Genomic DNA, 20495 nt, shown 5'->3' on the forward strand with positions numbered 1-20495 from the left:
GAATGGCTGAACTCACACTCAAACAGGTTCGCAAGAGCTTTGGCGCCCTTGAAGTCATCAAAGGTATCGATCTGGAGGTGGCCTCCGGCGAATTCGTCGTATTCGTCGGCCCATCGGGATGCGGAAAATCGACGCTGCTGCGCATCATCGCCGGCCTGGAGGAGACGACATCAGGCATGCTGACCATCGGCGGCAAGGACGTGACCTATGCCGAACCCTCCGAGCGGGGCATTGCCATGGTGTTCCAAAGCTATGCGCTCTACCCGCATATGACGGTTGCCGAGAATATCGGCTTCGGCCTTTCACTCGCCCGCCGTCCAAAGGCGGAAATTGCCGCCAAGGTCGCAGCGACTGCGGAAACGCTGCAGCTCACCCAGTTGCTGGAGCGAAAGCCGAAAGCGCTCTCCGGCGGCCAGAGGCAGCGCGTCGCCATCGGCCGGGCGATCGTCCGCGATCCCAAGGTCTTCCTGTTCGACGAGCCGCTTTCCAATCTCGACGCGTCGCTCAGAGCCCAGATGCGTCTTGAGATCGCCGATCTCCACGCCCGGCTGAAATCGACGATGATCTATGTCACCCACGACCAGGTCGAAGCCATGACGATGGCCGACAAAATCGTCGTGCTGAACGGCGGTTCGGTCGAGCAGGTCGGCAGTCCGATGGAGCTCTATCGCAATCCGGCGACCCCTTTCGTCGCCGGCTTCATCGGCAGCCCGAAGATGAACCTCTATGGCGGCGAGACGGCGCGACGATTGAATTGCACGACCTACGGCATAAGGCCGGAACATATCCGGCTTTCGGAAAATGCCGGGCAATGGCAGGGCAGAGTCCGCCACATCGAACGGCTCGGCGCCGATGCAATCCTCTACCTCGACGTTCCCGACCTCGGTGAGATGGTCGTGCGCGCCGAAGGCGAGACGCCGTTTGCGCCTGGTATGATGGTCTGGGCAAATCCGGTCGAGGGAGCGGAACATCGGTTCTGAGGATGGCGCAGCGCGCCATCAGCTCCACGCAGTGAAACATCACACGAAAGAATCGCTGCCGCCCGATCGATTCAGCATATTCATTGGACGCGTCGGCCGCCGTACGAGATTCTTGCGGCATGACCCCGGCGACCCATCCGACATTGCTCTTTCATGTAGATCCGGTGCGAAACATAGCGCGCTTCTATCTTCTGGCGGTCGAACCGACCCTGTTCGGCGGCAGCTCGCTCACGCGTTGCTGGGGACGCATGGGGACGAAGGGACAGATGAAGATCGACCTCTTCGATACGGCGGTCGAAGGCAAGGAAGCGTCCCGCAAGCTTCTGCACGGCAAGCTCAAACGCGGATATCGGCGAAATGAGGAAAATTCAGATGAAACCGGTTCAGAACCGGTCGGGACGCAGGGGCGCCAGATCGATAGCCGGGGTCTGTCCCGCGACCAGTTGGGAAACGAGATAGCCGGTCAGAGCCGACAGCGTCAGACCGAGATGGCCGTGGCCGAAGGCATAGGTGGCGCGGGGCAAACGGCGGGAGCTGCCGATCACCGGAAGTGAATCCGGCATCGACGGGCGAAAACCCAGCCACTCGTCGCTGCCCTGTCCGGCTGCCGGCAGGAGCATTTTCACGCCGTCACGGATCATCGCGGTCCGCTTGGGGTTCAACGGAGCGGTAAAGCCGCCGAGTTCGACGGTTCCGGCCGCGCGCAATCCATCCGCCATCGGCACCATGTAGAAGCCGTGTTCGGGATAGCAGACCGGGCGCGACAGCAGATGGCCCGCTTGCGGGAACAGGACGTGATAACCGCGCTCGGTGTCGAGCAGGACGCGATCGCCTATCGATGCCGTCAGCTTGCGCGAATGGGCGCCGGCGGCGACGACCGCATGGTCCGCAAGGAATTCCTTATCCGCGATCCGCAGGCAGATGCCATTGTCACGCGGCTCGATCCCCGAGACTTCGCCGCGGACGATCTCTCCTCCGCCGTTTATAACAGCCTGGGCGAGCGCGAAGGCGAGCTGCTTGGGACTGGAAACACATAGGCGTCACGGAACAGCACGCCCTTGTGGTAGAGCGGTGCAAGATTAGGCTCCATGTTCTGGATATCGACCCGCTCCAGCCGGTCCATGGCAACGCCATGACGCTCACGCAGCGCGTTTTCAGCGTCAGCCGCCCGGAATTGCGCTTCGGTCTTATAGAGATACAGGCAGCCGTCATGCCGCTTCAGCCCTTCGGCGCCTGCCTGCATCACAAGTGGTTGCCAGGCGGCTTCGGCGTGGGAAAGCAGCGCTGCCAGGGTGCCGGCGATCCGCTCGACCTCTGCTTTCGTGCTCGATGCCAGGAAGGCGCGCAGCCAAGGGACCAGTTGCGGCAGGTATCTCCAGACGATCGCCAGCGGACTAAGCGGATTGAGCAGCATTCCCGGCACACTCCAGATAACGCCTGACGTCGCGACGGGAACGACGCCGTGCGGGGCAAAGGTGCAGGCATTCCCGTAGGAACAGGCCTGCCTGTAGGATGCATCGCCCAAGGGCGGCGCCGGATCGATGATCGTGACCCGGTGCCCCATTCTTTGCAGCCAGAGGGCCGTGCAGAGGCCGACCAGTCCGGCACCGACCACAGCCACATGCCGGCGCTCGGCGTCGGGCAAGGGCTGAAGGTGGGGAAGCGGCGTGTTCATCGCCTAGACTAGGCCTGCCAGAGCGCGGGGACGATCGTTCAGCGTGGCGGCAATGATGCGCAGCGCCGTTGCAAGTTCGTCCCGCGACGACGCGCAGCCGACATTGACGCGAACGGCATGCTCGACCGGCTGGCGGTCACAGGCAAAGGCGGTGGCGGCCATGACGGCAACCCCATGGGCGCGCAGATTGGCGGCAAAATCCTCGCACCGCCATGGCGCCGGCAGCCGGAGCCACAAAAACATGCAGCGCGGATCGGCGGAGAAGGAATGGCCGGCAAGGATCGTCGTGACGATCGCATGGCGCGCGCGCAGCTCCGTAAGCTGGGCCTTCAGGATCGCTTCGGCCGTGCCGTCCTCCAGCCAGCGGGTCGCTAGCAGCAGCGGCAGTGGAGAGGGCATCCAGGCGGTGGTACGCACCGCCTCGGCCGACAGCAGCGCTCGCCCGGGCGGGCAGGTCAGATAACCGACGCGCAGCCCCGGCGCCAAAGCCTTGGACAATGCGGAAATATGGTAGGTCCTGGCCGGAGCCAGCGTGATCAGGGCGCTTGCGCGGGTCCCGAGCATCGGTCCGTAGACATCGTCCTCGATGATGACGAGATCGTGTTTTTCCGCGACCTCGACCAGTTCCCGCCGGCGCGCCTCGCTCATCGTGACGACGGTCGGATTGTGCATGGAGGGGACGGTGAAAACGGCGCGCACCCGCTCTCGGCTGCAGATATCGTCAAGCTCCGCCGCCGACATGCCGTGTTCGTCACTACCGATGCCGATAATGCGGAAGCGGAACATCTGGGCAAGCGCGATCAGGCCGTAATAGGTCAGCCGATCGCAGACGATGGTGTCGCCGGGCTCGATCAGGCTGCTGATGACAGCCAGAAGAGCGTGCTGGGCACCGCTGGTGACGACGATATCGTCTTCGGACGGGTCGAAGCCGTTGAGCGATATCCATTTTCTCGCCGCCAGGCGCGCCCAGGCCGGTCCCTCCGGCGGCTGGTATTCCTGCATCTGGCGGAAGCGCGGGTCGGACGAAAGAGCCGGGAGGGATTGGGCGAGGCGCTGCTGAAAATCGTCGACGGCCGGCCGGTTGACCGTCAGGTCGATGATGCCGGCCGGGCTCGCCGCCCGGTCGACCCGCGGCATGGCGCCGTCGCCGGTGACGATCGTACCGCGCCGGGTGCTGCCCATGACAAGATTGAGGTTCTGCAATTCGCGATAGGCGCGCGTGACGGTCGAGACGTTGAGCGACCGCTCCCGGGCGAGGTCGCGCTGCGGCGGCAGCTGGCTGCCGAGCGGCAGGGCGCCCGAACGGATCCTTGCCTCGAGCTCGCGGGCGAGTTCGAGATAGGCCGGCATGCGCGTTTCCCGCTCCTGGTTTGTCTGGTTCATTTCCGATCGTTCAGACATACAATTCCTGAAAATACGTGTACGGTTCCACGACTGAACGCAACGCCGCCGTCGCCATTCAGCTTGATTTCCTGCGACATAACACGCTTTCTCGATATTTTCGAGGCCCGCAGCCGTTCCCATACAAAATTATTTGTGTGTCTTGACAAAGGGAAATTGACCTAGACAATATGACCCGGCATCGAGACAAAGAGGCAGGGATCCTGGCCGATGCCAACAGGAGGAATTCATGAGCGAACGCTTCATCGCTTTCGAAGGCGTGCGTAAATCCTATGACGGCGTCAGCTATGTCGTACGCGGGCTGGATCTCGACGTCGCCAAGGGCGAATTTCTGACCCTTCTCGGCCCTTCCGGATCCGGCAAGACGACCACTCTGATGATGCTGGCCGGCTTCGAGGCTCCGAGCAGCGGGACCATCACCCTTGCCGACAACAGGATCGACAGCGTTCCGCCGCATCGGCGCAATATCGGCGTGGTCTTCCAGAATTACGCCCTCTTCCCGCATATGACGGTCGGAGAGAACATCGCCTTTCCGCTGAAGATGCGCCGGCTCGGCAAGGCGGAGATTACCGAGCGGGTTCGCCGCGCACTTGACATGGTGCGCATGGCGAGTTTTGAAACGCGGCGGCCCAACCAGCTTTCAGGCGGACAGCAGCAGCGCATTGCGCTCGCCCGCGCGCTGGTCTTCGAGCCGCAGCTGGTTCTGATGGACGAGCCGCTGGGCGCGCTTGACAAGCAGTTGCGCGAACATATGCAGCTGGAGATCAAGCATCTGCACGCCCGCCTCGGCATCAATGTCGTCTACGTCACCCACGACCAGGGCGAGGCGCTGACCATGTCGGATCGGGTCGGCGTGTTCAATGATGGCATTCTGCAGCAGATCGCGGCCCCGCATGCGCTCTACGAAACGCCGGCAAATCCCTTCGTCGCAACCTTTATCGGTGAGAACAATGCCATATCGGGCGAAGTCGTCGCGATCGACAATACCCTCTGCCGGATCCGCGCACCTGACGGCTCGATCATCATCGGCCAGGCCGGAGAAGGCTTGAAGGAAGGCGCGCGGGCAACCCTCGTCCTGCGGCCGGAGCGGATCCAGCTGGCGCCGGCGGCAGACCTTGCGAACCGTTTCACCGCCATGCTGAAGGAAATCATCTATCACGGCGACCATGTGCGCTTACGTGTCGCCGCCTGCGGCTGCGACGACGTCTTCATCAAGGTCGCCGCCGCGCAGAATATACCGGTTCGCTCGCTCGGTTCGACCGCCATCATCGGTTGGGCGTCGGAGGATTGCCGGGCGCTCGCGCTCTCCTGAACCAGGTGCTCATTCTTTCGTAAACGCAGCAACAAAAAGGGGAACCATCATGATGCGTTTAAACTGCATGCTTCTCAGTTCCGTCATCGCTCTTGCGACCGCCGGAGCCGCATTTGCCGAGGACACCCTGACCGTCACATCGTGGGGCGGCGCCTATACGAAGAGCCAGGAGGAGGCCTTCTTCAAGCCCTTCGCCAAGGAAACCGGCACCAAGATTCTCCAGGACGAATGGGACGGCTCGACCGCCAAGCTTAAGGGCATGGTCGAAACCGGCCAGGTGACCTGGGATGTCGTCGATGTCGAACCCAGCCATGCGCTGCAAGGCTGCGACGAAGGCTGGCTGGAAACGATCGACTATTCGAAGCTCGGCGGCAAGGACGCCTTCATCGACGGCGCCGCGATGGATTGCGCCGTCGCGACGATCGTTTTCGGCACCATCTATGCCTATGATGCCGCCAAATTCCCGAATGGCGGGCCGACGACGATGGCCGATCTGTTCGATACGGCCAAGTTCCCTGGGCCGCGCGCCTTGCGCAAGTCGCCGAAGACCACCTTGGAATTCGCCCTGATTGCCGACGGCGTCAAACCCGCCGAGGTCTATAACGTGCTCGGGACGCCGGAGGGCGTCGACCGCGCCTTCAAGAAGCTCGACACGATCAAGAAGGATGTGAAGGTCTGGTGGACGGCAGGCGCGCAGCCGCCGCAGCTTCTCGCCGACGGCGAAGTCGTGATGACCACCGCATGGAATGGCCGCATCTACGATGCCGTCAAGAACAGCGGCAAGAACTTCAAGATCGTCTGGGACGGCCAAGGAATGGACTTCAATCTCTGGGCCGAGCCGAAAGGTTCGAAGAACAAGGAACTGGCGGACAAATTCGTCGCCTTCACCGTCAATCCCGACGTGATGGCGCAGCAGTCGAAATATATCTCCTATGGCCCGACCCTGAAGGCGGCCATCGCCAAGGTTCCGCCGGACATTCTCGCCGATCTGCCGACAGCACCGGAGAATACGAAGAACGCGTTTGTCGTCTCCTCGGAGTTCTGGGCCGACCATGACGAGGAGTTGACCGAACGCTTCAACAAGTGGCTCGCACAGTAACCTCGTCGGGCGGGCGAATAGTCCCCCGGCTTCGTCCGCCCCTTTCTCTACCGCAAAAGGCATGAGCGATGGTGACCGCGACAATGAATGAAGGCGACGGCTCGATGATTGCCGCCGACATACGGGTGAATAGCCTCGGCAATGCGAAAAGCAAGGCGCAGCTGAAAGCGCTGCTGCTGGTCGCGCCTCTGCTGGTCTTCCTGCTGCTCGTCTTCGTCCTGCCCATCGCCCTGCTGTTGACCCGCGCGGTCGACAACAGGGCGGCGTCCGCCGCCCTGCCCTACACGATGTCAGCGCTTTCGGCCTGGGATGGAGGATCCGCGCCGGACGAAGCGCTGTTTGCCGCCTTCGCTGCCGATCTGAAACAATCACCCCGCGATCAGATCGCCGAGGTGGCCAAACGTCTCAATTATTACGAGACGGGCATGCGCTCGATGCTCTTGAAGACCGCGCGCACCATCCGCAACGCCGAGCCGCCCTACAAGGCCGCCTTCGTTGCCATCGATCCCAAATGGGAGACCCCGCATTACTGGACGATCATCAAGAACGCGTCGCCGCCCTTCACCGACTACTACCTGCTCGCCTCGCTCGATCTGGAGCGCGACGCCTCGGGCTCGATCGGCAGGGTCTCGGCGGAGAATGCCGTGCATGTCGATGTGCTGATCCGCACCTTCGTCGTCAGCGCGTCGGTCACCGTGATCTGCCTGTTCCTCGGCTATCCCCTCGCCGCCCTGATCGCCCGCTCAAAAGGCGCCGTTGCCAATACGCTGCTGATCCTGGTGCTGCTGCCGTTCTGGACCTCGCTTCTGGTGCGCACCAGCGCCTGGGTCGTGCTGCTGCAGGGGCGCGGCGTGATCAACTCGGCGGTCATCTGGCTGGGCCTGGTCGATCCGTCGCAACCCCTCGACCTGATCTACAATCGCATCGGCGTCCTGATCGCCATGACCCATATTCTGCTGCCCTTCATGGTGCTGCCGATCTACAGCGTCATGAAGAGCATACCGCCGGTCTATGTGAGGGCCGCCTCGTCGCTCGGCGCGCCGCCCATATCGGCCTTCTTCCGCATCTACCTGCCGATGAGCATGCCGGGAGTCAGTGCCGGCGGCCTGCTCGTCTTCATCCTGGCGCTCGGCTACTACATCACGCCGGCGCTGGTCGGCGGGCCGGGAGACCAGATGGTGAGCTATTTCATCGTCTATTATTCCAACCAGGTCACCAATTGGGGCATGGCGGCGGCTTTGAGCACGATCCTGCTGGTGGCGGTGCTCATCCTCTACGCCGTCTATAATCGCATCGTCGGCATCGACCGGCTGAGGATAGGCTGATGACCAACTTCCTGTCTTTCCCGCGACTGTTTTCCATCCTCCTGTGGCTGGCCGGCGGCCTGGTGATCCTGTTCCTGATCGCGCCGATCGTCGCGATCGTGCCGCTCTCCTTCAACGCCGAGCCGTTCTTCACCTACCCGATGCCCGGCTTGTCGCTCAGATGGTACCGCGAATTCTTCGATTCCAACGTCTGGCAGCTGGCGCTGAGGAACAGCAGCATCGTCGCCGTCTGCGCCACTGTCCTGTCGACCTTTCTCGGCACGCTTGCCGCGATCGGCCTCAGCCGGCCCTCCTGTCCGGCGCGGGCAACGCTGACCGCCATTCTGATCTCGCCGATGATCGTGCCGGTCATCGTGTCGGCGGTCAGCATCTATTACGCCTTCGCTGCCGTCGGGCTGCTCAACAGCCTGACCGGGCTGGTGCTGGCGCATACGGCGATCGGAGCGCCCTTCGTGGTGATCACCGTCACCGCCACGCTTGCAAGCTTCGATCACAATCTGATGCGGGCGGCGTCCAGTCTCGGCGCGACCCCTGTCGAGGCGACCTTGCGCATCATGCTGCCGGTCATCGCCCCGGGCGTGGCCTCCGGCGCCCTCTTCGCCTTCGTGACGTCGTTCGACGAAGTGGTGATTGCGCTCTTCATCGCCGGTTCCGAGGAACGCACGCTGCCGCGGCAGATGTGGAGCGGCGTGCGGGAAACGCTGAGCCCGACGATCGCCGCCGTCGCCACTCTCCTCATCCTCTTTTCGACGCTGTTCCTCGCCACCATCCAATGGCTGCAGCGACGCGCCGAACGCCAGAAGATTGCGCACAGGGATTGATGAAGGAGGCGAGCATGCAGATCGAACGTTACGAGACCGGAAAACGGATGAGCCAGGCCGTCACCTGTGGCGGCTTCGTCTTCCTCGCAGGCCAGGTCGCAGTCGACGCGCCGGGCGCGTCCATCCGCGAGCAGACGACCAATATCCTGACACGGATCACTCGACTCCTGGACGGCGTTGGCAGCAATCCGACACGAATCCTCAGCGCGACGATCTGGCTTGCCGACATGTCGACATTCGAAGACATGAATGCCGTCTGGGACGACTGGGTGCCATCCGGCCATGCGCCGGCGCGCGCCACCGTCGAGGCAAGACTTGCCGCGCCGGAATTCGCCGTGGAAATCGGTATTATCGCAGTGGCCGGGGCTGACGCGGCACCCGCGTCATTCCGCCGAGGCCAATAGGCATTGAAAAACTCACGCTCTCAGTTGGGGCAACGTGTCGACAGCTAACGATAAAAGCGGCTCGTAGTCGGCGTCGGAAAGGACGGCAAAATCAACGAGTCCAAGCGTGGCGCGCATGGTCGCCAATGACGGCTCTCTGATGGCAGCATCCAAAGCACGTCGGAGGAGGAGGATTATTTGGCTCGATGCATTGCCGTGCGTGATGAATGGCAGACCGGGAGCCTTTGGCGTTTCGGCGATGATACGGATACCCTCGACCTCGGCGGGATCGAACCGGCGGATATTCTCAAGAGTGATACAATCGATGGCCGCGCTTTCTGCCCTGCCCTCGATAACGGCGGCAATGCTGCCGCCGTGGCTGCCTGTTTCGATTATCCGGCCAAAGAAGCCGCCGTTGCGCGCAAGCGGAGCGACGGCGGCGCGAAAGAGATTGCTCCCGGAGTTGCTGTCAGGAGCGTTGATCGCAGCGGTGGTACCGCGCAAATCCTCCAGCACGCGAACGGGAGAATTCTTCCGGACAACGATGAAGCTGCGCATCAGCGGCCCATCGCAGCCGGGATGGCTATATATGGGAGTGGCCACCAGCCGCACCCGGCCGCGCAGACTCGTGGCAAAAGGATAGCCACATGCCTGCGACAGAAGAAGATCCGGCCTCAGCCAGACTTCGTCATAGGGAACCGTCTGATCGAGTGCTTCAGGCAGGCCAGTGAGACCTGCTTGCGAGAGATAATGCCTCAGGAACGACCAGAGCTCGGCCGTCGCCTCCGCGAGCGGCCGGGATGTGAGATACATCGAGATGCTGACGAGATGCATGCCGATCTTTCTTTGCGGCGAAGCACAGTCGCCGATCGAAATCAGGCAATGCCGCCTAGGCATACATATTTGAGCTCGGTATATTCGTCCAATCCGTGCCTGGAGCCTTCGCGGCCAAGACCCGACATCTTGACGCCGCCGAACGGCGCTTCGGCGGTGGACACGAGACCGGTATTGACCCCGACCATTCCATATTCGAGCGCCTCGGCCACGCGGAAGACCCGCGACAGATCACGCGCGTAAAAATAGGAGGCAAGTCCGAATTCGGTGTCATTTGCCTGCTCGATGACATCCTGCTCGTCGCGGAACCGGAAAAGCGGCGCAAGCGGCCCAAAGGTTTCCTCACGCGCCACCTGCATGCCGGCAGCAACGTCACGCAGAATGGTCGGCTCGAAGAAATGGCCGCCAAGCGCGTGGCGCTTGCCTCCCGTTACGATCCCGGCACCCTTTGCCACGGCGTCCTGAATATGGCTTTCGACCTTGGCAACGGCATTGTCGTCGATGAGCGGGCCAAGCACGACGTCGCGCTCCAGACCGTTGCCGACCTTCAACTGCGAAACGGCCTCGGCCAGCTTGGCTGCAAATGCCTCGTAGACACCGTCCTGGACATAAAGCCGGTTGGCGCAGACGCAGGTCTGGCCGTTGTTGCGGAATTTGGCGATGATTGCTCCTTCGACCGCCGCGTCGAGATCGGCGTCATCGAATACGATGAAGGGTGCATTGCCGCCGAGCTCGAGGCCGAGCTTCTTGATCGTCGGCGCGCATTGCCGGTAAAGCAGCTCGCCCGTCCGGGTGGAGCCGGTGAACGTCAGGACCCGAACGTCGCGGCTGGCGGTCAGCGCCCCGCCGATTGCGGCTGCGTCACCCGTGACAATGTTGAGGAGCCCCGCCGGCAGGCCGGCGCGCTCTGCGAGGACGGCGATCGCGATTGCGGAGAATGGTGTCTGCAGCGCTGGCTTGAGAACGACGGCGCAGCCGGCGGCAAGCGCGGGCCCAATCTTGCGCGTAATCATCGCGTTCGGAAAGTTCCACGGCGTGATCGCCGCCACCACGCCGGCCGGCTGGCGCAGCACAAGGATGCGCTTGTCCGGCTGATGCCCCGGTACGATCTCGCCGTTGATGCGTCGTGCTTCTTCGGCAAACCATTCGATGAAGCTCGCACCATAGGTGATTTCCCCCTTGGCTTCAGCCAAGGGCTTTCCCTGCTCCAGCGTCAGGATCATTGCCAGATCGTCACGGTTTTCGATCATCAGGCGATGCCAAGTCTTGAGAACGGCAGCGCGCTCTCCGGCGGTCTTCTTCGCCCAAAGCTTCTGGGCGAAGGCGGCGGCCTGGATGGCATCTTCGGTTTCCGTCGCACCGAAATCAGGGACCGCACCCAACACCTCACCTGTCGCCGGATTGCGGACCATTGCCGACGCGCGACCTTCCGCTTCGATCCAGCGATCGGCGATGGGGCATGCCTGGCGGAACAGCGAGGGATCATTGAGTTTCATGGGACAACTTTCAACAGAATACGTGAGCGGCGCCGGGATCGAAATCGAGATGGACTATATCTCCACGATTGAGCCCGGCAATAGCCTCATGACCGAACGGCAAGCGAACCGAAAGCGCCTCGCCTGTCGCCGTCTCCGTCGAGACGTGGATGTTGTTGCCGAGAAAGGTAATGTCGCTGACCGTCGCGGCAAGGCCCGCGCCGGCGGCTCTCGCGCGCGACAACCGAATGCGCTCCGGCCTCAGCATCAGCGCCGCCCTTGCGCCGGAGGTCCCTTTTCCATGCACCGGAATCTGGTTGAAGATGGTTCCGCCTCCGAGCGCTATGGTGGCTTGTCCGTCGGAGGACGACACCAGGTCGCATGAAATGAAATCACTGTCGCCGATGAATTCGGCAACAAAGCGCGTCTTGGGATTGGCGTAGAGCTCCGGGCCCGTACCGATCTGGTCGATGACGCCCTTGGAAAAGACGGCAATGCGGTCGGAGAGCCGCAGCGCCTCTTCCTGGTCGTGCGTGACGTAAAGGATCGTCACTTCCGTCTGCTGATGGATGCGGCGGATCTCATGCTGGATTTCCTCGCGCAGCTTCTTGTCGAGCGCCGACAGCGGCTCGTCCATCAGCAGCACCGGCGGATCATAGGCAAGAGCCCTGGCAAGGGCGACACGCTGCTGCTGACCGCCGGACATTTGCGCCGGCTTGCGATCCTCGAAGCCTTCGAGCCGGACGAGGCGCAGCATCTCCTTCACCTTGCTGTCGATCTCGGCCCTGGACTTGCGCCGGACCTTCAGCGGAAAGGCGATGTTTTCGCCGACCGTCAGATGCGGAAACAGGGTGTAGCGCTGGAACACCATGCCGATATTGCGCTTGTGCGACGGCGTGGCGAGCAGCGTCTTGCCCTCGAGCGTAATGTCGCCTCTGGTCGGGTTTTCAAAGCCGGCCAGGATGTAGAGCGTCGTGCTCTTGCCGGATCCGGACGGACCGAGGAAAGTCAGGAATTCACCGCGCCGGACATCGAGATTGACGTCGTGCACGGCGACCACTGGGCCGTATTCCTTGCGTATTCCGCGGATCTGAAGGAATGGTTCGTTCATTGTTTCAGTACCTTACGTACGACGGCAACCAGCGCCATCAACATGATCGTCAAAAGGATGAGAAGGGTCGATGCGGCAGCGACAACAGGCGTCAGGTCCTGCCGCAGCGTCGCCCATACCTTCACCGGCAGCGTCTGCAGGGTCGGGCTGGACATGAAGATCGCCACCACCACCTCATCCCAGGATGTCAGGAACGAAAAGACGGCGGCCGAAAACAGTCCATGGCTGATCGCCGGAAGAGTGACCCTGATCTTCGCTTCCAAGGGTGAGGCGCCGCAAAGCACGGCCGCGTCCTCAATCGACTTGTCGAAGCCCTCCAACGCGCTTGATATGGATAGGATCGAGAAGGGCAGTGCCAGCACGAGATGCGAAATGACAAAGCCGATCAAGGTGCCGCCAAGGCCGATCCTGAGAAAAAAGGCGTAGAGGGCAACGGCGAGAACCACGACCGGCAGGATCATCGGCGTCAGAAATAGCGCCTTCAGCGCATCGCGGAACATGAACGAACCGCGCACCAGGCCGAAAGATGTGACGAGCCCGAGCAGCACCGACAGAACCGTGACGATGACGGCGATCTTGAAGCTCGTCAAAGCCGATTCCAGCCAGCGCGGATCAGCGAAGAGTTCCTTGTACCACTGGAAGGTCCAGCCCGGCGGCGGAAAGATCAGCCACTGCGAGGAACCGAAGGACAGTGCCGCGATGAAGACGATCGGCAGCAGCAGAAAGGCTGCGGTCAGAAGCGTGATAGCGAGCAGGACGTATTTCCACCAGCCGAGACGGTCGAAATTGAGCAGCATATCAACGTCCTCCCGGGTTCTGATTGCCGAAGAAACGCAGCTGCATGGCATAAAGCGAGAGCGTCACGACCAGGAGCACCAGCGCCGCCGCACCGCCCATACCCCAGTTGACCAGCGACTGCACGAACTGCGCGATCAGCTCAGCAAGCATCATGTTGGCGGTACCGCCGAGAAGCGACGGCGTGACGAAATAGCCGAGCGACATGACGAAGACCATGAGTGCGCCTGCCGCCATGCCGGGCATGGCGAGCGGCAGGAGAACACGTATCAGACACTGCCAGCGATTGGCGCCGCAAAGGGCTGCCGCCTGCAGCGTCGACGGATCGATCTTCTTGATCACGCCGTAGAGCGGCAGGATGATGAAAGGCAGCATGATATAGGTCATGCCGATCGTCACGCCGGTCAGATTGTTGACAAGCGCCAGCGGCTGGTCGATCAGGCCCATTCCCATCAGCATCTTGTTGATGAGCCCGGTGCGTTGCAAAAGCACCATCCAGGCATAGGTGCGGGCCAAAAGGTTGGTCCACATCGAGAGCAGCAGGATCGCAAAGATGACCGTGCTCAGCCGACCGGGCATGATTGCCAGCGCCCAGGCGACGGGAAATCCGATCGCAAGCGAAATCACGGTGACGAAACCTGAGACGATGAAGGTATTGGCGAAAATCTTGAGATAGGTGGCAGAGCCGATCAGCTGGGCATAGTTTCCAAGGCCCGGAACGGGCTCCAATACGCTGCGCAGAAGCAGTATCGCCACCGGCGCGACAAAAAAGACGCCCACGAAGGCAAGAGCCGGAACGACCCCGCCAAGTCCTGTTGCCCTGCGTATCTTCGGCAGAGGCATGATTGCGCCGGAGGCGTCGCTATACGTCGACATGACAGTCCTTCCCACCCGTCAATTTCCGCAGCGGCGAGGTCCAATGGACGGGTACCGCCGCTGCAGGAGACACGGCGAATTTTCGCCGTGCCCGTTCATCTCCAGTTTCGGACTATTTCGCCTGCCAGGCGTACCACTTCTCGCCGATGGCATCGCGATTATCAGCCCAGTAGTTCATGTCGGCATTGACTTGGCTTGCGGTCTGCTGATCCGGCAGCGTCTTGGCGGTTTCCGGGTCCATCAGCTTGGCGGAGTCGAGGTTGATCGGCGCATATCCCGTAGCCTTTGCAAGGGCAGCCTGCGGTTCTGCCGAGGTTGCCAGCGCGATGAATTTCATCGCGGCCTCGACATTCGGCGCGCCCTTCGGCACGACGAGCGCATCGGCAGCGGTGATGTTCTGCTCCCAGGAGGTTTCAACTTTGATGCCGGTCGCCGCAAGCGCCGTCATGCGGCCGTTCCAGACGCTGCCGAAGGGCGCCTCGGCAGAGGCCAGCAGCTGCTGCGACTGGGCGCCGCCAGACCACCAGATGATATCCGACTTGATCGTATCGAGCTTCTTGAAGGCGCGGTCGAGATCGAGCGGATAAAGCTTGTCGGCAGGCACGCCGTCGGCAAGTAGCGCCGCTTCGATCACGCCGGGAGCCGACCACTTGTAGAATGTGCGCTTGCCGGGAAATTTCGTCGTGTCGAACAGGTCGGCCCATGTCTTCGGGCAGGCTTTGACGGCATCGACATTGCATCCGATGACGAAGGAATAATAGAAGCTGCCGACCGAATAGTCGGTGACGAAGCGCGGATCGAGCTTCGATTTGTCGATGACGGAAAAGTCGAGCTTCTCGAGCTGGCCGTTCTTGCCGGCCTGGGCTGCATAATCGCCTTCAACGTCGACGACATCCCAGTTGACTTCGCCGGCCTCGACCATGGCCTTGAGCTTGCCGTAGTCGGTCGGGCCGTCTTGCACGACGGTGATGCCTGTTTTCTCGGTGAACGGGCTTGCCCATGCCGCCTTCTGCGCATCCTGGGTCGTTCCGCCCCAGCTCGAGAAGACCATGCTGTCGGCGTGCGCTGACGCGGAGACCGCCACGAATGCGGCAACCGCCGCGAAAGCAAATGTCGTTTTCATGTTCCCTTATCCCTGTTGTGGTTTGTCCTACGGGTATGCCTTATGCCGTCAGCGCGCCTCGCTCCCCGGGAGAGAAGCTTGCCGGCTTCATAATCTTGTTTTCCGCCACCTCGATCAGGTCGCGGATCTTGGGCAGGAAGGTCTGCCATCGGGGATCGGCCAGAAGCCGCTGGCGTCTCGCCTCCCGGTCGTCCAGGCTCGTAAAGGCCCAGATGTGAACGATCTCGTTGATCGTCCCGATCTCCGAGAAAAAGTAGCCGACCAGCGTGCCGAGATGGCTCTTCTGGATTTCGATCCCTTCTTCCTCGACCACCTTGAGATATTGCGGGATCGTTCCGTTCTTCAGCCGATAGGTGCGGACCTCGTAAAACATCGCGTCACCTCATCACGAAAGGATCGGGGATCGGATCGTCGGAGGTCCGGAGCCAGATCGTCTTGGTGCGGGTATAATCGAGCGCCGCGGCCATGCCGCCTTCCCTGCCGTGGCCCGAAAGGCCGAAGCCGCCGAAGGGCGCGATCGGCGAGACGGCGCGGTAGGTGTTGACCCAGACGATGCCGGCGCGGATGCCCTTCATCAGCCGGTGCGCCCGGGTAAGGTTCTGGGTGAAAATGCCGGAAGCCAGGCCGTAGCGGGTGTCGTTGGCAAGCCTCAGCGCCTCGGCCTCGGTCTCGAACGAGACGACAGAGAGGACCGGCCCGAAGAATTCCTCGATCAGCGAGGGCGACGCGACTTCGTCGCAATCGAGGATCGTCGGCGGGAAATAATAGCCGTCGCCATCGATCTTGCGTCCGCCGGTGACGAGGCGGGCGCCGCTTTCGATCGATCTCTCGATAAGGGCGCCGATATTGTCCTGCTGGCGCTTGGTGGCAAGCGGGCCGACTTCGGTCGCCATATCGAGCGGCGCGCCGATCCGGATCGCTTCCGCCTTCTCACGCAGCAGCGCGACGAACCTGTCCTTGACGCTGCGCTCGACGATCAGCCGCGAGCCGGCAACACAGCTCTGCCCCGTCGCCGCGAAGATGCCCGCGACCTGGGCGTTGGCCGCACTTTCGAGGTCGGCGTCGGCAAAGACGATGAAGGGTGATTTTCCGCCGAGTTCGAGCGAGGTGGAGGCGAGGTTTTCGGCCGAATTGCGCACGACGTGCCGCGCGGTTTCCGGGCCGCCGGTGAAGGCGACATGCGCGACCTTCGGGTGACGGCCAAGTGCCGCGCCGCAGGAGGCGCCGAAGCCGGTGATGATGTTGAGGACGCCGGCGGGAAAGCCCGCTTCATGTACCAGCCGCGCGAATTCGAGAAGCGGCGCCGGCCCGTCTTCCGAGGCCTTGACCACCATGGTGCAGCCGGCCGCAAGCGCCGGGCCGATCTTGACCGCCGACAGGAAGAGCTGGCTGTTCCATGGCACCACCATGGCGACAACGCCGATCGGCTCGCGGCGAAGCCAGACGTCCATGTCGGGCTTGTCGATCGGCAGGTAAGAGCCTTCGATCTTGTCTGATATGCCGGCATAATAACGATAATATTCGGCAACATAGGCGATCTGCGCGGATGTTTCGCGGATGATCTTGCCGGTGTCGCGCGTCTCCAGCTCCGCCAGAATCGGGGCGTTGGCGGCAACCAGGTCGGCGAGCTTGTAAAGCAGCTTGCCGCGTTGGGTGGCCGTCATCTTCGCCCAGGGGCCTTCGGAGAGCGCCCTGTCGGCAGCGTTCACAGCTCGGTCGACATCATTCTCGCGCGCTTCGGGCATTTCCGCCCAGACCGTGCCGGACGCCGGATCGATGCTCGGATAGGAAGCCTCGCCGTCCGAGAATTCGCCGTCGATATAATGCTGGAAACGCCGCATGGTCCTACTCCTGAAATGCCGGCATGACTTCGGCTATGAAACGCTCGAGCGACGCCTTCTTGCGCTCGAAACTCATCCCGGTGTCGATCCAGAAGGAATATTCGTCGTAGCCGAGGGCTTCATAGGCCTTGAGCCGGTCGATGACGGTCTGCACGTTGCCAACGACATTGTTCGTGCGCATGACGTCGTCCGACAGCATCGCGTTTGCGCGGATCTGCTCGTCCGGGATCCGCTCGATCAGGCCTTGGCTGATCGGCTTCTCATTCTTGAACCAGGCGAAGAAGTAGTTGTAGTAGACGCTGAGTTCATGGGCGGCCTGGGCGACGTCTTCTTCCGACGAGCCGACATAGGTGTGGCGCAGCAGCATGATTTTCGGCCGCTCGACATCGGGGTTCTTGGCGCAGGCATCGTTGAAGCGGTCCATCAGCGACTGGACCTCGTCATCACCCTGCCAGAGCGGCGTCACCTGAACGTTGCAGCCGTTGGCGACGGCAAATTCATGCGAATTCGGATCGCGCGCGGCAACCCAGATCGGCGGGTTCGGCTGCTGCAGCGGCTTCGGCGCCGAGGTGGTCGCGGGGAACTTGAAGAACTCCCCATCATGGGCGTAGTCGCCGTTCCAGATTCCTTTGATCGCCGGGATGAGCTCGCGCATGCGCTGGCCGGCGCCCCAGGCGTCGAGGCCGGGCAGCAGACGCTCATATTCGAAGGAGTAGGCGCCGCGGGCAATGCCGATATCGAGCCTGCCGTCGCAGATGATGTCGGTCATCGCCGCTTCGCCGGCAAGCTTGATCGGATGCCAGAATGGGGCGATCACCGTTCCCGTCCCGAGCCTTGCCCGCGACGTGCGGCGGGCGAGATCGGCAATGGTCACGAACGGATTGGGGGCAATGGTGAAATCCATGCCATGATGCTCGCCCGTCCAGATCGCATGCATGCCACCCTTGTCGGCGATCTCGCAGAGCGCGACGAATTCCTCATAGAGGCTCTTGTGGCTCTGGCTGGCGTCGAGCCGCTCCATATGGACGAAGAGGGAGAATTTCATGCTTTTGCGCCCTTGGCTGGAATGGGATGAATTTTGCCGCCGGTCTCGTCGCCGAAATAGACGCCGAAATTGCCGATCGAGCTTTCCATCGTGAAGCGGTTGACGATATCGGCGGTCGAGCTGGTCTTGAACTTTGCTGCAGCCAAGGCGTCAGGTTTTACGAACCTGCCGCCGGCTGGCTCGCCGTCGCCGGCAACGGCGTGATAGACAATGTGCTGCTTGCCGTCGCTCTTGCCCTCATAGACCGAATAGAGAAAGCCGATGCTGACCTTCAGCCCGGTGAGCGTCTCCAGATATTCTTGCAAAGCATCGGTCGGGTTGCCGTCATGGGCATCGACGCTTGGCAGGGAGAGTACATCGTCGCCCAGCAGCAGAACTTCTCCGCGGCGCTCGACGACGGCCGCAAGTTCGATATTGCCCTCAGCTGCCGCAGACACCGCCTTGCTTGCGAGCGTCGGCGTGAAATAACCGCCACGGGCATAGCCGAGACCATTGCGGCCGCTATTGTCGAAAGCCTCGATGCGGCCCATCAGGATGACGTGGTCGCCGGCCTCGATGACCTGTTCCATGGCGCATTCGAACCAGGCCGCGACATTCGAGAAGATCGGGCAGCCCGCCGATCCCTTGGCCCATTCGACCGCCGCGAACCTGTCTTCGACCGGCCGCGCAAAGGTGTTCGACACGTCCTTCTGCGTTTCCGAGAGCACATTGATCGCGAAATGCGGCGCTCCGGTCATGATGGCGAAATTGCGCGAGGTCTTGGCAAGGCAGACGAGCAGCAACGGCGGATTGAGCGAGACCGAGGTGAAGGAGTTCGCGGTGAAACCGATCGGATTCCCCTCCCCGTCGCAGGCGGTGACGACGGTCACGCCGGTCGGAAAAGCTCCGAAGGCATCGCGCAATGCTCTTGGGTCGACAGTCTGGATTGTCATCGTTCATCCTCCCCGAACGACAGCCACTCGGCGAGCAGCGAATTGACGATATCAGGCGCGGTCAGGTTCACCATGTGACGATGGCCTTCGACGATGCGGACCCAGCCCTTGGGCGCAAGCGCCGCCATCTGCCCTGCCATCAGAGGCGTCGAGTTTGGATCGTCGGAGCCTGTCAGAAACAAGGCCGGACCAGCCACGTCTTTCCAGCGATCGGCATAGGTGTCGTCTCCGCCGGCAAAAGCGGCGTAAGCGACCGCATAGCCTTCCGGATCGACCAGGCTCAGCCATTTCCGCGTCAGTTCGCGGGCAACGACGCTGTCTGCATCATCGCCGAACCAGCGAGCCAGGGGACCCTCCTTGTCGACGCCCGTTACCGGAATGGCCGCGGCCCGTGCGAGCACGGCAGCCTTTGCTTGCTGGTCGCGCCTGTAGACGCCGTTGAGGTAAGCGACACGGCTGATCCGTTCGCCGAACGTCGCCGCCGCCCCTCCCGATACCAGCGCACCCATGGAATGGCCGGCAACATTCACCCTGTCGATCGCCATTTCGTCGAGAAACCGCCCGAACCAGGCGACGAACTCCTCAAGACGGCTGCCCGCCGGCAGCTTTGCGCTCTCACCATGTCCCGGCATGTCGACGGCGATGACGCGATGGCCGGCCGACAAAAAGGCGATCTGCGGCGCCCAGGCCTCGAGCCGCATGCCGACACCATGAATGAGGACCAGCGGCTCACCGCTGCCGGCCTCGTGATAGGCCGTTCCGCCTGCCGTCTTCTTTCGAGGCAAGTCACCGGCCGCGCTCTTTGCTGCAGCGGCGCCTGAGATCGATCCGGCTGTCAGCATCTCAGAGCCCACCCTTTCAAACGCCCGCAGGGTTGGCGACGTCCTGGTCAAGATCCTTCAGATCCTGATAGCGGTCACCGATGCGGTGATGAGGACGTCCGCCCACCGAAGCGCCAAGCGCCACGACGATCTCGTCGGCGGCAGGCGCGTCGGGGATCGCCGTTTGGATGGTCAGATAATGTGAACGGCGGCCTTCGTCGTTCTTGTCCATCAGCGGGATCATGACCGGCGCGTTGGCGGGGCCGCGCGTGTTGCAGAAGGCGAGATAGGACTTGGCGCCGACAGCCTGGCGATAAAAATTGCCGAAGCGCAGCGTGTGGATGAGCGCGGAGGCATGTTCGATCTCACCGTCCAAACCGACGACGGCGGCCTTGCCGTAGCCTTCGACGGCATCACCGGAACCGACGGCATCGATGATCATCCTGGTCAGCAACTCACCGAGAACCGGAGCGCCGGCGTGAATCTCGGGCTTGAGATCTTCGACAAAGCCGCGGCCCGCCCAAGGGTTCTTCACCACCGCGAAGGCAGTAAACAGCTTCAGCGGCACCGCCGCGGCCTTGCCGCCCTCGATCAGCGTCGTTTCGATTTGCAGTCCCGTCTTGCGAATTTGAATGGTCATGAGATA

General features: G+C 62.2%; 19 protein-coding genes and 2 pseudogenes. 7 read left to right on the forward strand and 14 right to left on the reverse strand.

The window, feature by feature from the left end; all coding sequences use genetic code 11:
• Positions 1–2 precede the first annotated feature (2 nt).
• On the forward strand, positions 3–980 hold the full coding sequence (gene ugpC, locus MHI61_RS30965; protein WP_239793631.1) for a sn-glycerol-3-phosphate ABC transporter ATP-binding protein UgpC: 978 nt from the start codon (positions 3–5) through the stop codon (positions 978–980).
• A 119-nt stretch (positions 981–1099) separates the two neighbouring features.
• Positions 1100–1333, forward strand: a pseudogene (locus MHI61_RS30970) (WGR domain-containing protein); the annotation flags it as partial.
• Positions 1334–1363: 30 nt separating this feature from the next.
• Here the strand turns inward: MHI61_RS30970 and MHI61_RS30975 are convergent.
• Positions 1364–2655 (reverse strand): annotated as a pseudogene (locus tag MHI61_RS30975) (FAD-binding oxidoreductase).
• A gap of 3 nt (positions 2656–2658) precedes the next feature.
• The gene (locus MHI61_RS30980; RefSeq protein ID WP_239793632.1) at positions 2659–4056 is read right to left on the reverse strand and encodes a PLP-dependent aminotransferase family protein; all 1398 of its coding nucleotides are present in this window, start codon (positions 4054–4056) and stop codon (positions 2659–2661) included.
• Between the two features lie 229 nt (positions 4057–4285).
• Between MHI61_RS30980 and MHI61_RS30985 the strand changes: the two genes are divergently transcribed.
• The 5 genes from MHI61_RS30985 (at position 4286) to MHI61_RS31005 (ending at position 9017) form a co-directional block, all read left to right on the forward strand.
• Positions 4286–5368 (forward strand): ABC transporter ATP-binding protein, encoded by a 1083-nt coding sequence (locus MHI61_RS30985; protein ID WP_239793633.1) that lies wholly within the window; start codon positions 4286–4288, stop codon positions 5366–5368.
• A gap of 49 nt (positions 5369–5417) precedes the next feature.
• On the forward strand, positions 5418–6467 hold the full coding sequence (locus MHI61_RS30990) for an ABC transporter substrate-binding protein (protein WP_239793634.1): 1050 nt from the start codon (positions 5418–5420) through the stop codon (positions 6465–6467).
• A gap of 68 nt (positions 6468–6535) precedes the next feature.
• Positions 6536–7792: an ABC transporter permease gene (locus MHI61_RS30995; RefSeq protein ID WP_239793635.1), complete on the forward strand. Its 1257-nt coding sequence runs from the start codon at positions 6536–6538 to the stop codon at positions 7790–7792.
• Complete coding sequence (locus MHI61_RS31000) at positions 7792–8613, forward strand: ABC transporter permease (RefSeq protein WP_239793636.1); 822 nt, start codon at positions 7792–7794, stop codon at positions 8611–8613. The genes MHI61_RS30995 and MHI61_RS31000 overlap by 1 nt, the downstream gene beginning before the upstream one ends.
• A 14-nt stretch (positions 8614–8627) precedes the next feature.
• Entirely contained in the window at positions 8628–9017 is a 390-nt protein-coding gene (locus tag MHI61_RS31005) for a RidA family protein (protein ID WP_239793637.1), read from the forward strand.
• A gap of 12 nt (positions 9018–9029) precedes the next feature.
• On the opposite strand, the gene MHI61_RS31010 is transcribed toward MHI61_RS31005, so the two are convergent.
• From MHI61_RS31010 to MHI61_RS31065, 12 genes are all read right to left on the reverse strand, one after another.
• On the reverse strand, positions 9030–9830 hold the full coding sequence (locus MHI61_RS31010; RefSeq protein ID WP_239793638.1) for a PhnD/SsuA/transferrin family substrate-binding protein: 801 nt from the start codon (positions 9828–9830) through the stop codon (positions 9030–9032).
• 41 nt (positions 9831–9871) lie between these two features.
• A complete protein-coding gene (locus tag MHI61_RS31015; RefSeq protein WP_239793639.1) occupies positions 9872–11326 on the reverse strand; it encodes an NAD-dependent succinate-semialdehyde dehydrogenase in 1455 nt (484 codons plus the stop codon).
• Positions 11327–11336: 10 nt separating this feature from the next.
• On the reverse strand, positions 11337–12416 hold the full coding sequence (locus MHI61_RS31020; RefSeq protein WP_239793640.1) for an ABC transporter ATP-binding protein: 1080 nt from the start codon (positions 12414–12416) through the stop codon (positions 11337–11339).
• Complete coding sequence (locus MHI61_RS31025; protein ID WP_239793641.1) at positions 12413–13213, reverse strand: ABC transporter permease; 801 nt, start codon at positions 13211–13213, stop codon at positions 12413–12415. Before MHI61_RS31025 ends, MHI61_RS31020 begins: the two co-directional genes overlap by 4 nt.
• Before the next feature lies 1 nt (position 13214).
• Positions 13215–14087, reverse strand: a complete 873-nt coding sequence (locus MHI61_RS31030) for an ABC transporter permease (RefSeq protein ID WP_239793642.1) — start codon at positions 14085–14087, stop codon at positions 13215–13217.
• A 112-nt stretch (positions 14088–14199) separates the two neighbouring features.
• Positions 14200–15210 (reverse strand): ABC transporter substrate-binding protein, encoded by a 1011-nt coding sequence (locus MHI61_RS31035; protein ID WP_239793643.1) that lies wholly within the window; start codon positions 15208–15210, stop codon positions 14200–14202.
• Between the two features lie 40 nt (positions 15211–15250).
• Complete coding sequence (locus MHI61_RS31040) at positions 15251–15583, reverse strand: NIPSNAP family protein (RefSeq protein ID WP_239793644.1); 333 nt, start codon at positions 15581–15583, stop codon at positions 15251–15253.
• Between the two features lie 4 nt (positions 15584–15587).
• Complete coding sequence (locus tag MHI61_RS31045; RefSeq protein WP_239793645.1) at positions 15588–17051, reverse strand: aldehyde dehydrogenase; 1464 nt, start codon at positions 17049–17051, stop codon at positions 15588–15590.
• Positions 17052–17055: 4 nt separating this feature from the next.
• Complete coding sequence (locus tag MHI61_RS31050) at positions 17056–18096, reverse strand: LLM class flavin-dependent oxidoreductase (RefSeq protein ID WP_239793646.1); 1041 nt, start codon at positions 18094–18096, stop codon at positions 17056–17058.
• Positions 18093–19028, reverse strand: a complete 936-nt coding sequence (locus tag MHI61_RS31055; protein WP_239793647.1) for a flavin reductase family protein — start codon at positions 19026–19028, stop codon at positions 18093–18095. Before MHI61_RS31055 ends, MHI61_RS31050 begins: the two co-directional genes overlap by 4 nt.
• Positions 19025–19870, reverse strand: coding sequence for an alpha/beta fold hydrolase (locus MHI61_RS31060; RefSeq protein ID WP_097606179.1), 846 nt, complete (start codon positions 19868–19870; stop codon positions 19025–19027). The genes MHI61_RS31055 and MHI61_RS31060 overlap by 4 nt, the downstream gene beginning before the upstream one ends.
• A gap of 16 nt (positions 19871–19886) precedes the next feature.
• Positions 19887–20489 (reverse strand): amino acid synthesis family protein, encoded by a 603-nt coding sequence (locus MHI61_RS31065; RefSeq protein WP_239793648.1) that lies wholly within the window; start codon positions 20487–20489, stop codon positions 19887–19889.
• Positions 20490–20495: the final 6 nt, after the last annotated feature.

It is taken from the genome of Rhizobium sp. K102, from assembly GCF_022385315.1.
Classification (GTDB): Bacteria; Pseudomonadota; Alphaproteobacteria; order Rhizobiales; family Rhizobiaceae; genus Rhizobium; species Rhizobium croatiense.

Coding starts and splice junctions, on each gene's coding strand:
- MHI61_RS30985 (WP_239793633.1), top strand. CDS start 4,286: ATGAGCGAACGCTTCATCGCTTTCGAAGGCGTGCGTAAATCCTATGAC.
- MHI61_RS31040 (WP_239793644.1), bottom strand. CDS start 15,583: ATGTTTTACGAGGTCCGCACCTATCGGCTGAAGAACGGAACGATCCCG.
- MHI61_RS31050 (WP_239793646.1), bottom strand. CDS start 18,096: ATGAAATTCTCCCTCTTCGTCCATATGGAGCGGCTCGACGCCAGCCAG.
- MHI61_RS31065 (WP_239793648.1), bottom strand. CDS start 20,489: ATGACCATTCAAATTCGCAAGACGGGACTGCAAATCGAAACGACGCTG.
- MHI61_RS31055 (WP_239793647.1), bottom strand. CDS start 19,028: ATGACAATCCAGACTGTCGACCCAAGAGCATTGCGCGATGCCTTCGGA.
- MHI61_RS30995 (WP_239793635.1), top strand. CDS start 6,536: ATGGTGACCGCGACAATGAATGAAGGCGACGGCTCGATGATTGCCGCC.
- MHI61_RS31005 (WP_239793637.1), top strand. CDS start 8,628: ATGCAGATCGAACGTTACGAGACCGGAAAACGGATGAGCCAGGCCGTC.
- MHI61_RS31025 (WP_239793641.1), bottom strand. CDS start 13,213: ATGCTGCTCAATTTCGACCGTCTCGGCTGGTGGAAATACGTCCTGCTC.
- MHI61_RS31035 (WP_239793643.1), bottom strand. CDS start 15,210: ATGAAAACGACATTTGCTTTCGCGGCGGTTGCCGCATTCGTGGCGGTC.
- MHI61_RS30980 (WP_239793632.1), bottom strand. CDS start 4,056: ATGTCTGAACGATCGGAAATGAACCAGACAAACCAGGAGCGGGAAACG.
- MHI61_RS31000 (WP_239793636.1), top strand. CDS start 7,792: ATGACCAACTTCCTGTCTTTCCCGCGACTGTTTTCCATCCTCCTGTGG.
- MHI61_RS31010 (WP_239793638.1), bottom strand. CDS start 9,830: ATGCATCTCGTCAGCATCTCGATGTATCTCACATCCCGGCCGCTCGCG.
- MHI61_RS31020 (WP_239793640.1), bottom strand. CDS start 12,416: ATGAACGAACCATTCCTTCAGATCCGCGGAATACGCAAGGAATACGGC.
- MHI61_RS30990 (WP_239793634.1), top strand. CDS start 5,418: ATGATGCGTTTAAACTGCATGCTTCTCAGTTCCGTCATCGCTCTTGCG.
- MHI61_RS31015 (WP_239793639.1), bottom strand. CDS start 11,326: ATGAAACTCAATGATCCCTCGCTGTTCCGCCAGGCATGCCCCATCGCC.
- MHI61_RS31030 (WP_239793642.1), bottom strand. CDS start 14,087: ATGTCGACGTATAGCGACGCCTCCGGCGCAATCATGCCTCTGCCGAAG.
- ugpC (WP_239793631.1), top strand. CDS start 3: ATGGCTGAACTCACACTCAAACAGGTTCGCAAGAGCTTTGGCGCCCTT.
- MHI61_RS31060 (WP_097606179.1), bottom strand. CDS start 19,870: ATGCTGACAGCCGGATCGATCTCAGGCGCCGCTGCAGCAAAGAGCGCG.
- MHI61_RS31045 (WP_239793645.1), bottom strand. CDS start 17,051: ATGCGGCGTTTCCAGCATTATATCGACGGCGAATTCTCGGACGGCGAG.